Source organism: Pseudomonas sp. McL0111 (genome assembly GCF_052567255.1).
In genome coordinates this window covers 598863-614897 of the sequence record NZ_CP199585.1, presented here as the reverse complement: position 1 = coordinate 614897, position 16035 = coordinate 598863, and the positions used below count along the sequence as shown (strand labels likewise).

General features: G+C 61.0%; 10 protein-coding genes. 6 read left to right on the top strand and 4 right to left on the bottom strand.

Translation table 11 applies throughout. From position 1 onward, the window contains the following. Window positions 1-6 precede the first annotated feature (6 nt). Both ACTWLJ_RS02920 and ACTWLJ_RS02915 read left to right on the top strand, forming a co-directional pair. Window positions 7-720 carry a methyl-accepting chemotaxis protein gene (locus ACTWLJ_RS02920; RefSeq protein WP_445181443.1) on the top strand — a complete coding sequence of 238 codons (714 nt, stop codon included), beginning with the start codon at window positions 7-9 and terminating at the stop codon, window positions 718-720. A gap of 243 nt (window positions 721-963) precedes the next feature. Next, window positions 964-1353, top strand: coding sequence for a hypothetical protein (locus ACTWLJ_RS02915; RefSeq protein ID WP_445179807.1), 390 nt, complete (start codon window positions 964-966; stop codon window positions 1351-1353). Here the strand turns inward: ACTWLJ_RS02915 and ACTWLJ_RS02910 are convergent, their stop codons facing one another. Then, the gene (locus ACTWLJ_RS02910; protein ID WP_445179806.1) at window positions 1354-2130 is read right to left on the bottom strand and encodes a TatD family hydrolase; all 777 of its coding nucleotides are present in this window, start codon (window positions 2128-2130) and stop codon (window positions 1354-1356) included. Window positions 2131-2133: 3 nt separating this feature from the next. Beyond that, window positions 2134-3129: a catabolite repressor/activator gene (gene cra, locus ACTWLJ_RS02905; protein WP_445179805.1), complete on the bottom strand. Its 996-nt coding sequence runs from the start codon at window positions 3127-3129 to the stop codon at window positions 2134-2136. Between the two features lie 305 nt (window positions 3130-3434). On the opposite strand from cra, the gene ptsP reads away from it, so the two are divergent. The 4 genes from ptsP to ACTWLJ_RS02885 all read left to right on the top strand — a co-directional run bounded on the left by ptsP (window position 3435) and on the right by ACTWLJ_RS02885 (window position 10694). Further along, a complete protein-coding gene (ptsP, locus tag ACTWLJ_RS02900) occupies window positions 3435-6296 on the top strand; it encodes a phosphoenolpyruvate--protein phosphotransferase (protein WP_445179804.1) in 2862 nt (953 codons plus the stop codon). Next, entirely contained in the window at window positions 6296-7237 is a 942-nt protein-coding gene (gene pfkB, locus ACTWLJ_RS02895) for a 1-phosphofructokinase (RefSeq protein ID WP_445179803.1), read from the top strand. The genes ptsP and pfkB overlap by 1 nt, the downstream gene beginning before the upstream one ends. Window positions 7238-7248: 11 nt before the next feature. Continuing rightward, complete coding sequence (locus ACTWLJ_RS02890) at window positions 7249-8982, top strand: PTS fructose-like transporter subunit IIB (RefSeq protein ID WP_445179802.1); 1734 nt, start codon at window positions 7249-7251, stop codon at window positions 8980-8982. Between the two features lie 170 nt (window positions 8983-9152). Then, window positions 9153-10694 (top strand): alkaline phosphatase D family protein, encoded by a 1542-nt coding sequence (locus ACTWLJ_RS02885; protein ID WP_445179801.1) that lies wholly within the window; start codon window positions 9153-9155, stop codon window positions 10692-10694. A 120-nt stretch (window positions 10695-10814) separates the two neighbouring features. On the opposite strand, the gene ACTWLJ_RS02880 is transcribed toward ACTWLJ_RS02885, so the two are convergent. Then, window positions 10815-13343, bottom strand: coding sequence for a PepSY domain-containing protein (locus ACTWLJ_RS02880; RefSeq protein WP_445179800.1), 2529 nt, complete (start codon window positions 13341-13343; stop codon window positions 10815-10817). Window positions 13344-13578: 235 nt separating this feature from the next. Continuing rightward, window positions 13579-15900, bottom strand: coding sequence for a TonB-dependent receptor (locus ACTWLJ_RS02875; protein WP_445179799.1), 2322 nt, complete (start codon window positions 15898-15900; stop codon window positions 13579-13581). Between the last annotated feature and the right edge of the window lie 135 nt (window positions 15901-16035).

Genomic DNA, 16035 nt, shown 5'->3' with positions numbered 1-16035 from the left:
ACGGCGATGAACCAGATGTCGGCGACCGCGCAGGAAGTGGCGCGCAGCGCAGCGGCGGCGGTGAGCAGCGCCCACAGCGTCAATGATGAGACCATCAACGGTCGTGGTCTGGTCGAGTCGCAGCAGGGCAGCATCGCCGCGCTGGCCAGCGAGATCGATCAGTCAGTGTTGGTGATCAACCAGTTGGCCAGTGACAGCCAGTCGATCAGCCGTGTTCTGGAAGTGATCAAAAGCATCGCCGAACAGACCAACCTGCTGGCACTCAACGCGGCAATCGAAGCGGCGCGTGCCGGTGAGCAGGGCCGTGGTTTTGCCGTAGTCGCGGACGAAGTACGCACGCTGGCCAAACGCACCCAGCAATCGACCGAAGAAATCGAACAGATGATCGCCAAGCTCCACGGCGGCGTCGGCGCTGCGGTGAAAGCCATGGGCGTCAGCCATCAGATGGCCAATGGCACGGTCGGGCAGTCGGAAAAAGTCCAGCGGGCGCTGGAAAACATCCTTGGCGCGGTGGGTATGATCGTTGATCAGAACCAGCAGATCGCTGCGGCGGTGGAGCAACAGACTGCCGTGGCGCACGATATCGATCAGAACATCGTCGAGATCAACCGTGCTGGTGAACGCACCGCCGAGGGCGCGCACCAGACCGAAGACGCCAGCCGGGCGCTGTCAGCGCAGGTGGTCGAACTCAAACAGCTGATCAGCGCCTTTCGTGTCTGAATATACATAACCCATGTGGGAGCGAGCTTGCTCGCGAAAGCGGTGTTTCATTCAGCTATTTGTTGTCTGACACACCGCCTTCGCGAGCAGGCTCGCTCCCACAGGTTTGTGGTGTTGTCTGAATAATTTGTAATCCTTTTTTACTCGCGTCTGTAAGCCATATCCGGTTTTCTTCCTCGCACTGGTTTTTCGGCTTCAATCAACCATGATGCATACCATCTGACCTATAGGAGGAGGCCAATCATGTCCGTCGCAACGTTGGGAATCCGCGGCCACTGCGCCCATTGCCAGATCACGCTGTTGCTCAAGCCCTGGCAACTCAACGCGATTGCGATCAATGAACCCTTCACCTGCGTCCACTGCCAAAAAGCCCTTGAGCTGCGCTGTCCGAAACAGATCAGCCGTTTCAAGTCGCTCGATTCGCTGGCGCTGTTGCGCTTTAGCGCATCGGTGACGGTGTGCACCGCGTTATTGGTGGCGTTGGTGATGGAATGGATAGGGTTGCTCACGGTCACCGAGCAACTGAATGCCTCGCTGATCACGATTTTTGTCTACTTCGTTGTGGTGCGTTACGCCCGTCATCGTCAGCAACTGACGCTCAGCCTCGACGCCGCCAAGACTCACGCCGACTGATTACCAACCGAACACTTCGCAGCTGTTGGCAGTGCTGGCCTCGGCCAGTGTTTCCGGGGTGATATTCATCAATTGCGCCAGCGCCTCACAGATCGCCGGCAAGTGCGCCGGGCTGTTGCGTTGACCGGGGAACATGGCGGGCGCCATGTCCGGCGAGTCGGTTTCCAGCACAATCGAATTCAGCGGCAAGTCCGCCAGTACCCGGTGCATGCGCAAGGCTTGCGGCCAGGTTGGCGCGCCGCCGAGGCCGAGTTTGAAGCCGAGCTTGATGTATTCCCGCGCTTCTTCACGACTGCCGGCGAAGGCATGAATGATCCCGGCACGTTTCAGACGATAACGCTTGAGCGTGGCGATCACCGCCGCATGACTGCGTCGCACATGGATCAGCGCCGGCAGTTCGAAGTCCACCGCCAGTTGCAACTGCGCGTCGAACAACGCCTGTTGCCGCTCGCGGTCGAGGGTTTCGATGAAGTAATCCAGACCGATCTCACCCACCGCACACAGTTGTCGATGACCGCGCAGGCGCGTCAGCCAGTCACCGAGTGCCTGCAAGTCTTGCGGGTGGTGCTGATTGAGATACACCGGGTGCAGACCGAACGCCGCATACAGATCAGGATCGCTTTGCACCAGATCCCAGACCCGCTGCCAGTTGCCTTCATAGACGCCCAACACCACCATCCGCCGCACCCCGAGGGCGCGGCTTTCGGCGAGTAACGCCAAGCGGTCGGCGTCGAAGTCGGGGAAGTCGAGGTGGGTGTGGCTGTCGATCAGCTCCACGGTTCAGTCCCGGTGAATACGCTGCTTGAACGTACGGGCGATGGCCTGCACGCCAGGCTGGTAGTCGGTTTGTTCGACAGCGGCCAATGCCAGTTCCAGCGCCTTGTCGGCGATCAACTGGTGTTGCTGGGCCATGGCGTTGACCGGCAGCGGCAGGAAGTCCAGTAACTGGGTGTCGCCAAACGTACCGAGGCGTAGCGGGCGGGACTTCAGCGGGAAGTCATGCAGCGCATCGAACACGCCCTGCAACAGCACGTAAGAAGTGGTCACCAATGCATCCGGCAAATGCCCGAGACGTTGCAGGAGTTCGTCCATCAACTGCTTGCCGCATTCGCGACTGAACGCCTCGGCATGTTCGACCAGCACTTCGCCCTTGAAATCGACCAGCGCCTGTTTGAAACCGGCCGCACGTTCCTGGCTGATGCTCAGTTCAGGACGGGCACCGAGCAGCACAATCTGTTTCGGCTGCGGGTCGAGCAGGCTCTGCGTCAGGTGCAGACTGGCCTCGCGGTCGTCACTGATCACCGAGCAGAAATGCTCGGGATCCATGACCCGGTCGATGGCAATGATTGGCATGCCCTTGGCCTGCAACTGCCGATAGCTGTCATCACTGGCCGGCAGGCAACTGGCGACGATCAGCGCGTCGCAGCGACGGGCGCGGAACAGTTGCAGCAATTGCCGCTCGCTGTCCGGCGCATCGTCAGAGCTGGCGATCAGCAACTGATAACCACGAGCCCGCGCCCCTTGCTCCAGCAGTTTGGCGATTCGCGCGTAACTGGGGTTTTCCAGATCCGGCAAAATAAAGCCCAACGTGCGGGTATGCCGACTGCGCAACCCGGCCGCTTGAGGATTTGGCGTGAAGCCGTGCAATTCGACGACAGCCTGCACCCGCGCGACGGTGGCGCTGCTGATGCGTTGCTGTTCGGCCTTGCCGTTGATGACGTAGCTGGCGGTGGTCACGGACACTCCGGCCAACCGTGCGATATCACTGAGTTTCAACCCGGGATTTCCTTGTTTTTTCGAGCTTGCCCCGACATTTTCGCCAATCCTACCCGATTCGGGCAGGCGACTATTGTCGCAACGCATCCGACAAGTTGGACTTCAAGGATGGAACATTATCGAGTAACGTGCCGAACAATCTAGATTAAACGTTTCAGCAGGCGTATTTTCTACGTTTTAGACGCATTTGGACGGTTCTGCCGTGAAACCGCCAAAACAGCCGCCGAAAAGGAAGGCTGACCAGCGCCTAAGCTGAGACCATTCAAAACAATACCTGGCGCGCCCCGCGTCAAAAAGGAGATCGCATGCTCGAACTCACTGTAGAGCAAATATCCATGGGCCAGTCGGCTGTGGATAAACCTGCAGCCCTGCAACTGCTGGCCAGTCATCTGGTTGCCGATGGTCTGGTCGCCGACGGCTACCTCGCCGGATTGCAGGCCCGGGAGGCCCAGGGTTCGACCTTTCTCGGTCAGGGCATTGCGATCCCCCATGGCACTCCACAAACCCGCGATCAGGTGTTCGCCACGGGCGTGCGGCTGATGCAGTTTCCTGACGGCGTCGATTGGGGCGACGGGCAGATCGTTTATCTGGCGATCGGCATTGCCGCCAAATCCGACGAGCATTTGCGCCTGCTGCAACTGTTGACCCGCGCCCTCGGCGAGACTGATCTGGGGCAGGCGCTGCGTCGCGCCAGTTCGCCCGAAGCCTTGCTGAAACTGCTGCAAGGCGCGCCGCAGGAACTGGCGCTGGATGCACAAATGATCGGCCTCGGTGTTTCCGCCGACGATTTCGAAGAACTGGTCTGGCGCGGCGCGCGACTCCTGCGGCAGGCCGACTGTGTGAGCAACGGTTTCTCTGCGGTGCTGCAACAGGTCGAAGCGCTGCCGCTGGGCGACGGCCTGTGGTGGCTGGACAGCGAGCAGACGGTGAAGCGTCCCGGTCTGGCGTTCGTCACTCCGGACAAACCGATGCGTTACCTCGGTCAGCCGCTAAGCGGTCTGTTTTGTCTGGCCAGCCTTGGCGAGGCGCATCAGGCGCTGCTCGAACGTTTGTGCGCGTTGCTGATTGAAGGTCGCGGGCATGAACTGGGCCGCGCCACCAGCAGTCGCAAAGTTCTGGAAGTGCTCGGCGGCGAACTGCCTGCCGACTGGCCAAGCGCACGCATTGCACTGGCCAACGCCCATGGTCTGCACGCGCGCCCGGCGAAAATTCTCGCGCAACTCGCCAAGAGTTTTGACGGCGAAATCCGCGTGCGCATCGTCGATGGAACGGACAGCGCGGTGTCGGTTAAGAGCTTGAGCAAACTGCTCAGCCTCGGCGCTCGTCGCGGTCAGGTGCTGGAACTGATCGCCGAGCCGAGCATCGCCGCCGATGCCTTGCCGGCATTGCTGGCGGCTATCGAACAAGGGCTCGGTGAAGAAGTCGAGCCGCTGCCTGCCGTGAGCCAACAGCGCGAAGTCATCGCCGATATTGCCGAAGTGTTGTTGGCACCGGCCTCGGGCAGTCAGCTGCAAGCGATTCCCGCAGCACCGGGGATCGCCATTGGCCCGGCGCATATTCAAGTGCAGCAAGTCATCGAATACCCGTTGCGCGGCGAATCCGCCGCCATCGAACGCGAGCGTCTGAAACAGGCGCTGGCCGAGGTGCGTAACGACATCCAGGGTTTGATCGAACGCAGCAAAGCCAAAGCGATTCGCGAGATCTTCATCACCCACCAGGAAATGCTCGACGACCCGGAACTCACCGATGAAGTCGACACCCGCCTCAAACAGAGCGAAAGCGCCGAAGCGGCTTGGATGGCGGTGATCGAAGCGGCGGCCAAACAACAGGAGTCGTTGCAAGATGCCTTGCTCGCCGAGCGCGCCGCTGACCTGCGCGATATTGGTCGGCGGGTGCTGGCGCAACTGTGCGGCGTGCAAACCCCGAGCGAACCTGAGCAACCGTACATTCTGGTGATGGATGAAGTCGGCCCGTCGGACGTGGCGCGGCTTGATCCGGCACGGGTCGCAGGGATTCTCACCGCTCGTGGCGGCGCGACCGCGCACAGCGCCATCGTCGCCCGCGCCTTGGGGATTCCAGCGCTGGTCGGTGCTGGTGCTGCGGTGTTGCTGTTGAAGTCGGGCACGCCGTTGCTGCTCGATGGTCAGCGTGGGCGTCTGCATGTCGATGCCGACGCGGCGACCCTGCAACGCGCCACGGAAGAACGCGACACTCGCGAACAACGCCTCAAGGCTGCCGCCGAACAACGCCATCAACCGGCGCACACCACCGACGGTCATGCCGTGGAAGTGTTCGCCAATATCGGTGAAAGCGCTGGCGTGATCAGCGCAGTGGAGCAGGGCGCCGAAGGCATCGGTCTGTTGCGCACCGAGCTGATTTTCATGGCCCACCCGCAAGCGCCGGACGAGGCGACTCAGGAAGCCGAATACCGTCGCGTTCTCGATGGTCTCGGCGGACGGCCGCTGGTGGTGCGCACGCTGGATGTCGGCGGCGACAAACCGCTGCCGTATTGGCCGATTGCCAAGGAAGAAAACCCGTTCCTCGGCGTGCGTGGCATTCGCCTGACCTTGCAGCGTCCGCAGATCATGGAAGCGCAATTGCGTGCCTTGCTGCGTGCTGCCGACAACCGTCCTTTGCGCATCATGTTCCCGATGGTCGGCAGCGTTGAAGAGTGGCGTCAGGCCCGCGACATGACCGAACGCTTGCGTGTGGAAATTCCGGTCGCCGACCTGCAACTGGGGATCATGATTGAAGTGCCGTCAGCCGCATTGCTGGCGCCGGTGCTCGCCAGGGAAGTCGATTTCTTCAGCGTCGGCACCAATGACCTGACCCAATACACCCTGGCCATCGACCGTGGTCATCCGACGCTTTCCGCGCAGGCCGATGGCTTGCATCCTGCAGTGCTGCAACTGATCGACATCACCGTGCGTGCGGCCCATGCCCATGGCAAATGGGTCGGCGTCTGCGGTGAGCTGGCGGCAGATCCGCTGGCGGTGCCAGTGCTGGTCGGCCTCGGCGTCGATGAGTTGAGCGTGTCCGGGCGCAGCATCGCCGAGGTCAAGGCACGCATCCGTGAACTCAGCCTGACTCAGGCGCAAACCCTTGCTCAACACGCCCTGGCCGTGGGCAGCGCCAACGAAGTGCGCGCATTAGTGGAGGCCCTGTAATGGCCAAGATTCTAACCCTGACCCTCAACCCGGCGCTGGATCTCACCGTCGAGCTGACGCAATTGGCGCCCGGTCAGGTCAATCGCAGCGACGAAATGCACACCCATGCCGCCGGCAAAGGCGTCAACGTCGCGCAAGTGCTGGCCGACCTCGGGCATCAAATGACGGTCAGCGGTTTTCTCGGTGAAGACAATCTGCAAGCGTTCGAAACGCTGTTCGCCAAGCGTGGTTTTGTCGACGCCTTCGTCCGTGTTCCGGGCGAGACCCGCAGCAACATCAAGGTCGCTGAGCAGAACGGGCGCATCACCGACATCAACGGCCCGGGGCCGGTGGTGGATGCACTCGCGCAGCAGACTTTGCTGGAGCGTCTGCTGCAGATCGCTCCGGGGCATGATGCGGTGGTGGTCGCCGGCAGTTTGCCGCGTGGCGTCACGGCGCAGTGGTTGCGTGAACTGATCGAGAAGTTGAAACAGCTCGGTCTGAAAGTCGCCCTCGACACCAGTGGTGAAGCACTGCGCGCCGCCCTCCAGGCCGGCCCGTGGCTGATCAAACCGAACACTGAAGAGCTGACGGATGCGCTTGGTTGCGATGTGGTTTCCCACGCTGCCGAGGCACAAGCGGCGGCGCGGTTGCACGCTCAAGGCATCGAGCATGTGGTGATTTCCCATGGTGCTGACGGCGTGAACTGGTTCAGCGTCGGTTCGGCATTGCATGCCTCGCCGCCGAAGGTCAGCGTCGCCAGCACCGTGGGTGCCGGGGACTCGCTGCTGGCAGGCATGCTCCACGGTTTGCTGAGTGCCGATACGCCTGAGCAGACCTTGCGCACAGCCACCGCGATTGCCGCGATGGCGGTGACGCAGATCGGGTTTGGCATTAACGACGCCGCGCAACTGGCGCAGCTCGAACAGGGTGTGCGCGTGCGCCCCCTGACAGAACAATAAGAGGGTTTGTCATGAAGTTAGCCATTGTCACGGCCTGCCCCAACGGCATGGTCACCAGTGTGCTGTGCGCCCGGCTGCTCGACGCAGCGGCCCAGCGTCAGGGCTGGAGCACCAGCGTCGAAGTGGTCGATGCGGTGCATCCCGAGCGCGAGTTGTCGGCAGCCACCATCGAGGCGGCAGAGTGGGTGCTGTTGGTCAGCACCGGCTCGGTCGACATGCGCCGCTTTGTCGGCAAACGCGTGTTCCAGATTGCCCCGGCGCAAGCGTTGCAGGATGTCGAAGCAGTGCTGCGGCGTGGTGCTGAAGAGGCGCAGGTTTATGTCGCCGATGCGGTTGCGTCTGTAGCTGTTTCGCACAGCGTGCCGCGTATCGTCGCGGTCACTGCATGCCCGACTGGCGTTGCCCACACCTTCATGGCGGCCGAGGCTTTGCAGCAAGCGGCCAAGCGTCTGGGCTATGAACTGCAAGTCGAAACCCAAGGCTCGGTTGGCGCTCGTAATCCGTTGAGTGCAACAGCGATTGCCGAGGCTGACGTGGTGCTGCTGGCGGCGGATATCGAAGTCGCCACCGAGCGTTTCGCCGGCAAGAAAATTTACCGCTGCGGCACCGGCATTGCGTTGAAGCAATCGGAAGCCACGCTGAAAAAAGCCTTGGCCGAAGCGCAGCAGGAAAGCGCTGCCAGCGATGGCAAGGCACCGGCCAAACAAGAGAAAACTGGCGTCTACAAACACCTGCTGACCGGTGTGTCGTTCATGCTGCCGATGGTGGTGGCGGGCGGTTTGATGATCGCGTTGTCGTTTGTGTTCGGCATCACCGCGTTCAAGGAAGAAGGCACGCTGGCGGCCGCGCTGATGCAGATCGGTGGCGAGACCGCGTTCAAACTGATGGTGCCTTTGCTGGCCGGTTACATCGCTTACTCGATTGCCGACCGTCCGGGCCTCGCGCCTGGGATGATCGGCGGCTTGCTGGCGAGCACGCTGGGCGCCGGGTTTATCGGCGGCATCGTGGCTGGTTTCATCGCCGGTTACGCGGCCAAGCTGATCAGTCGCTATGTCGCGTTGCCGCAAAGTCTTGAGGCGCTGAAACCGATTCTGATCATCCCGTTGTTCGCCAGCCTGATCACCGGGCTGGTGATGATCTACGTGGTCGGCAAACCGGTGGCGGGCATGCTTGCCGCGCTCACGCATTTCCTCGACAGCATGGGCACCACCAACGCGATTCTGTTGGGTGTGTTGCTTGGCGGCATGATGTGCGTTGACCTTGGCGGGCCAATCAACAAGGCGGCCTATGCGTTCTCGGTGGGACTGCTGGCATCGCAGAGTTATGCACCGATGGCCGCGACCATGGCCGCCGGTATGGTGCCGCCGATTGGTCTCGGTATCGCCACGTTCATCGCCCGGCGCAAGTTCGCCCAGACCGAGCGCGAGGCCGGTAAAGCGGCGCTGGTGCTGGGGCTGTGTTTTATCTCCGAAGGGGCGATTCCGTTTGCCGCGAAAGACCCGTTGCGGGTGATTCCGGCAAGCATTGCTGGCGGTGCGCTGACCGGTGCGTTGTCGATGTATTTCGGCTGCAAACTGATGGCGCCGCACGGTGGCTTGTTTGTGTTGGCGATTCCGAATGCGATCAACCATGCGTTGTTGTATCTGCTGGCGATTGTTGCGGGGAGTCTGTTGACGGCGGTGGTTTACGCGACGGTGAAACGGCCTGAAGCGGTGGAGCTGGCGCTGGAGCCCGCCAAAGCCTGACGCCGCAGTACCCCTGTGGGAGCTAGCCTGCTAGCGATAGCTATCTGTCTGCGACGTTGAAGGTGCCTGACATACCACCATCGCCAGCAGGCTGGCTCCCACATTGATCAGTGGTGTCATGGCGAGTTCATACAGGCGTGCTTTAGTTTTCCTTTTTCAGGGAGAACACCATGAGCGATTTCAATCCCGGTCGGCGTCGGGTCATGCAAGTGGTCGGCGCAGGCCTGCTGATGCCGGGCCTGGCACCTGCGGTAATTGCGTCGGTCAAGGATCGACCGCAGCTCACCGATGGTGTGCAGTCCGGCGACCTGCAAGGCGACCGCGCGATGATCTGGAGCCGCAGCGACCGTCCGGCGCGGATGGTCGTGGAGTGGGACACGCGCAGTCAGTTTCGCAATCCGCATCGACTCGTCTCAGCGCTGGCCGATGCGCGTAGCGATTTTACCGCGCGCGTCGAGCTCACCGGATTACCCACCGATCAGGCGATTTTCTATCGCGTGTATTTCAAGGATGCCCGCACCGGTGTCGCCAGTGAACCGTGGCTCGGTCACCTGCGTAGCGCACCGACGGCGCGACGCAATATTCGCTTCGTCTGGAGCGGTGACACCGTCGGCCAGGGCTTCGGTATCAACCCGGATATCGGTGGCATGCGCATCTACGAATCCATGCGCCTGCGCCTGCCGGACTTCTTTATCCACAGCGGCGACACCATCTACGCCGACGGCCCGGTACCGGCGCAGTTGACCACCGAAAGCGGTCGGGTCTGGCGCAACATCACCACCGAGGCCAAGAGCAAAGTCGCGCAGACCCTCGACGACTATCGCGGCAATTACCGCTACAACCTGATGGATGAAAACATCCGCCGCTTCAACGCCGAAGTGCCGCAGATCTGGCAGTGGGACGATCACGAGGTGGTCAACAACTGGTCGCCGGGCAAGCAACTCGACGAGCGTTATCAGGAGAAAAATATCCAGACCCTGGTCGGGCGTGCACGACAGGCGTGGCTGGAATATTCGCCGATGCGTTTGCAGGCGGCTGACAATGGCGGGCGGATTTATCGCAAGCTCAGCTACGGGCCGATGCTCGATGTGTTCGTGCTCGACATGCGCAGTTATCGCGGGGCCAACGACGACAATCTCGGCGCCGCAAAACCGTTCCTCGGACGTGAACAACTGGACTGGCTCAAGCACGGCCTGAAGACCTCACGGGCGCAGTGGAAAGTTATCGCCGCCGACATGCCGATCGGCCTCGGCGTGCCCGATGGCGAGGTTAGTCCGGGGGTTGCACGTTGGGAGGCGGTAGCCAATGGTGATCCGGGGCCGGCTCAGGGACGGGAGCTGGAAGTCGCCGAGTTGCTGGGTTTTCTGCGGGCGCAACAAGTGCGCAATTTCGTGTTCCTGACGGCGGATGTGCACTACTGCGCAGCGCATCACTATCACCCGGATCGGGCGGCGTTTCAGGATTTCGAACCGTTCTGGGAGTTTGTCGCCGGGCCGTTGAATGCCGGGAGTTTCGGGCCTAACCCGTTGGATAAGACCTTCGGGCCGGAGGTGGTTTTCGAGAAGGCACCACCGGTCCAGAACAGCTCACCGTTTGCCGGGTTTCAGTTTTTTGGCGAGGTGAATATTGAAGGGCAGAGCGGCGAGATGAGTGTGGTGTTGCGGGATCTGGATGGGGTAGCGGTGTTCGAGAAAAAGCTGCAGCCCGTCTAAGCACTTCCCCCCTGTGGGAGCGGGCTTGCTCGCGAAAGCGGACTTACAGCCAACATCAATGTTGAATGTTAAATCGTCTTCGCGAGCAGGCTCGCTCCCACATGGGGAGATGGGGTGTGATCAGTAGACGTCACGACGATAGCGGCCCTGTTCGATCAGGCGTTCGACTTCGGCGGCACCCAACACTTCGTTGAGTACCTGATCCACGCCGGATGCCATCCCCTGCAAGCTGCCGCAGATGTAAATCACTGCGCCATCCGCCAGCCACTTTTTCAACTCCGCAGCCGATTCTCGCAAGCGATCCTGCACGTAGATCTTCTCTGCCTGATCCCGCGAAAACGCCAGGTCAAGTCGCGCCAGATCGCCATTGATCAACCACTCTTCCAGCTCTGCCCGGCACAGGTAATCGTGCTCACGGTTACGCTCGCCAAACAGCAGCCACTGGCGCTGCTGACCGTCGGCAATCCGCGCCTTGAGCAAGCTGCGCAACCCGGCGAGTCCGGTGCCGTTGCCCAGCAGGATCATCGGCACCGGCTCGTTCGGTAGATGGAACCCACTGTTGCGTCGTACCCGCAGGCTGATACTGCTGCCCACCGGAGCATGTTCGGTCAACCAGCCAGAACCGATGCCGAGACTGCCGTCCGAGTGTTGTTCCTGACGTACGATCAGTTCCAGCACGCCGTCGGCTGCAATCGAGGCGATCGAGTATTCGCGCATGGCCAGCGGCACCATTGCATCGACCAATGCCTGAGCATGCAGGCCGACCAGATGCGCCCGATGTTCAGGCAACTGGCGCGAGGCGAGGGCGACGTCCAGTGGTTCTTCGAGGCCGTTGATTTTCACCAGGGTTTCGCCACGAATACCGAGGCCGTCGAGGAAGTGCTCGATGATCCACGGGCAATTGCGTGGCAGCACTTCCACCAGATCACCGGCCAGCCAGCTACTGGTGTTCGGCGCCGTCAGGCCCAGCAGATAAACCGGCGAGCCACTGCTGTCGGGGTTCATCAGTTCGCGGCGAGTCAGCGTCCAGTTGTCGTAGCTCGGTGCCTGCCAGGTGTCGACCGGCGCTTGTCCGGTGAGCTGGCCCAGTTGCGTCTGCCAGTGGCGCAGCGCGTACGGATCACCGCTGTCGACCTCGACCGGGGCAAACAGGGTTTTGCCGCCGTGCTCACCCAGCCATTGATGCAAGCGCCGGGCGAAACCACAGAAGTGCTGATACTGACGATCACCGAGGCCGAGTACCGCGTAATTGAGGCTATCGAACGCCGATGCTTTCGCCAGCACTTTGCGCTCGAAACCACGGGCGCTGTCCGGTGCTTCACCGTCGCCGAAGGTGCTGACCACAAACAATGCGTTGTTCGATTCACGCAGATCCTGCTCGCTGACGTTGGCCAGTGGTTGCACGTTCACCGGCAACCCGGCGGCTTGCAACTGGCCGGCGGTCTGCCATGCCAGTTGCTCGGCAAATCCGCTCTGGCTGGCGAAACCGATCAGCCACGCCGGGGTATCGCTGGCCGGTTGTTCGAGGCCTTTGCGCGCATCCTTGATCTGTTTTTTCTTGCGTCGACGGTCGAGGTACAGCAACCAGCCGGTGATGAAAAATAGCGGCATGCACACGGCGGCAAGGGTGATGATGATCCGCCCGACGAGGCCGAAATAACTGCCGACGTGCAGCGCATAAATGCTGGTCAGCAGTTGTGCCTTGAAGCTCTTGTCGGCGTAGCGATCGACACGTTTGACGATGCCGGTGGCCGGGTCGAGTGTGATCTGATTCAGCGCGCGATCATGCGGCGAGCTTTCCAGCAGATAGAACACCGTCGCCGGTTGGCCAGCCACGGGCGGCATGCGGATGTTATAGGCAGACAGGCCCGGTCCGGCAGCGCTGTAGATGCTGCTCCACATGGCCGCGTAGTCGGCGGTTGGCGCCGGACCTTCCGGGGCAGGCCCGCGACCGCCACGCACGCGCTCGTTTTGCGGTGCGTCGGAAAGCAGTCTGGTCAGGCCCTTGTTGTACCACTCGTACGACCAGGACAACCCGGTCAACGCCAGCAGCAGATACACCAGCAGACACCAGGTTCCGGCCACCGAGTGCAGATCCCAGTTGAAGCTGCGGCCCTTTTTCTTCCAGTCCAGCGTCAGCCACACACGCCAGCTGTTCCACTGGCGCGGCCAGCGCAGATAGAGGCCGGACAGGCAGAAGAACAACAGAATCAAGGTGCAGGCGCCGGTGATGTTGCGACCAGTGTCGCCCATGGCGAGGAAACGGTGCAATTGCAGCATCAGCCCGAAGAAGTCCTGGCCAGTCGCATCGCCCATGAACTCGCCGGTATACGGATCGAAGTAGCGCATCTCGCCACGACGTTCGCCCTTGGGTGGCGTGAAGTAGACGCGGGCTGCGTTGCCGCTGTCGGTCTCGACCCAGAGCATTGAGACTTTCTTGCCCGACGTGGCTTCGATGCGCTCCACCAGTTCGACGGGCGGCAGGACGCCGGTGACCTGTTTTTCCACCTGCAACACCGACGGATTCAGCGCCCGCAGAATTTCGTCCTGAAACGAATAGGCGGCGCCGGTAATGCCCATCAGGGCCAGCACCAGTCCGGCAGTGATGCCAAAAAACCAGTGCAACTGGAACAGGGTTCTCTTCAACACGTCGCTTGCCTTGTCCGTTCGGGAAATGTCATCACGGCGTGCATTATGCCGTGGGTTATCGAGAAACGTTCTTTATTACGCACAAAAGCCCCGTTCAACTGAATGAACGGGGCCGAGCCTTGCGGCGCAATCCTTGTAGGAGTGAGCCTGCTCGCGATTGCGGTGTATCAGTCAGCATCAATTCCTCTGACAGATCGCCATCGCGAGCAGGCTCACTCCTACAGTTTTAACGTGTTTAAAAGTGGAAGTTGGTGCTCAACAGTGCCGTACGGCCCGCCGCCTGGTTGGCGAAGTGGGTCGAGAAGGCTTTGTCGTAGTAGGTTTCGTTGGTCAGGTTCTGCACGTTGAGTTGCAGGTCGACGTTCTTGGTCAGCTTGTAGGCTGCCATCGCGTCGTAACGTACGTACGAATCGACCATGGTGGTGTTGGCCACGCTGCCGAATACGTCATCGACATAGAACGCACCGCCACCGATGGTCAGCTTCGGCGTGACCTGGTAAGTGGTCCACAGGCTGGCGCTGTTTTTCGGCGTGTTAGGCAGTTCGTTACCGTCGGTGGCGCGGTTCAGCGGGCCGCCATCAACCTGCTCGCTGTCCATGTAGGCGTAACCGGCGAACACTTGCCATTTGTCGGTGAGCTTGCCGCTGGCCGACAGTTCGAGACCTTGCACGCGGGTCTTGCCGGCGTTTTCGTACGACGTGGTGTCGACTTGAACACGAGCGTTTTCTTTCTCGGTGCGGAAGATATCGGCCGTCAGCGACAGACGATCATTCAGCAGATCCCACTTGGTGCCGATCTCGTAGTTCTTGGTGGTTTCCGGCTCCATGTCGCTGCTCAGCAGGTTGCCGCTGCGATCAGTCGCGCCGCCCAACGGGTTGCCGTCCATGCCTTCACCCAGGGTGTTGCCCGGTGGTGTGGCCGAGGTGGCGTAGGAAGCATAAATGCTGCCGTTTTCCGCAGGTTTGTAGACGACACCGAACTGGCCGGTGACGAACTCGCTGGTGTCAGCACCTTTGGCGGTGGTGGCGCCGGCTGCGGTGTAGGTCTTGTAGTCGGTGTCGAAGTGGTCGTAACGCAGGCCCATGTTTACCAGCCACTGCGGAGACAATTCCAGGGTGTCGAACACATACAGTGCGTAGGTGTTGGCCTTGGTGTCGGTGCCGGCGTAGTTACGCGAGATCGCGCCGTTCCATGGATCGTTCGGGTTCGGGTTCGACAGCGAGGTGCAGTTGTAGCCGCTCGACGCGCCGATCATCGACGGGGTGCAGTTGGTGCTCGAAGGCACGTTAGTCGTGCGCGGCGTGGTGTCGGTGTTGACGTTGTACGAGGACTTCTGGCTTTCCTCACGGGTGTATTCGACACCGGTGGAGAAGCTGTTCTTGAAACCGGCGACGTAGAAGTTGCCGAACAGGTCAGTCTGGTTGGTGGTGGTCTCAGTGTTGCTCACCCGAGTATTCGCACGACGCCAGACGCTGCCGTTGTTGACGTTACCCTTGCTGTCGTCCGGCTGGGTCAGGATGTAATCCTGCATGCTGGTGCCGTGACGCAGGGTGTTCTTGATCGTCAGCGAGTCGCTCAGATCATGCTCGATGGCGAAGGTCGCGGTGTCGGTGCGGCCCTTGCGGAAGTCGCGATCAAGACCGTAGAAGTTGCTGTGATCACCGCCTGAATTTGGCTTGTCCGGGTTCGACTTGGTACGTGCGGCTGAACCACCGGTCGGGATGGAGTAAGGAATGCCGGAGTCCGGGGTGTCGTTGCTTTCGAGATGGTAGTAATCGAGGTTGACGCGGGTGTCGGTGCCCAGGCCGAACGCCAGGGACGGGGCGATACCCCAACGGTCGTAATCGACCTTGTCGCGACCGGCGACGTTGCTCTCGTGGCTCATCAGGTTCAGACGGCCGGCAGCGGTGTCGCTGAACTGGTAGTTGCCATCGAGGGTGTAGCGCTGGGTCTGGTCGGAGCCCCAGGTAAAACCACCGTCGAACGAGTTGCCCAGGTGCGCTTTCTTGCTCACCAGGTTGATGCTGCCGCCAGCCGCGCCGCGACCGCCGATAGCGGAGTTCGGGCCCTTGCTGACTTCGATGTTTTCCACAGCGAAGATTTCGCGGCTCTGCGAACCGGTGTCGCGCACGCCGTCGAGGTAGGTGTCACCCTGGGCGTCGAAGCCACGGATGAACGGACGGTCGCCCTGCGGGTTGCCGCCTTCACCAGCGCCAAAGGTGATGCCCGGCACGGTACGCAGCGCGTCCTGCATGTTCAGGGCGCCAGTGTCTTTCAATACTTGTTGTGGAATCACGGTGACCGAGCGCGGTGTATCGATCAGCGGTGCGGTGTACTTGGGCGAGGAGGCTTTCTCGACCTGATAGGACGTCGAGTCCTGAGCCTGGCCGGTGATGGAAGTTGCGTCCAGCGCGATGGCGTTGCCGGAGGCTTTGCTGTCGGTCTTTTCTGCGGCGAACACCATGTGGCCAGCGGAGCCGGCCGTGATTGCCACGCCAATTGCAGAGGCGAGCAAACGTGGTGAACTGACCGGTAATTGTGATTGTTGACGTGACATTTCTATTCCCCTCCCCAAGGATTTGAGGTCGCGGAATATAGGGTAAACAGGTATTCGTATCAATTGCGAAACATTGCTAACTGCACTGAATTTACATTCTTTACAATTTAACCTTACGGTTTTTGCCGATTCGTT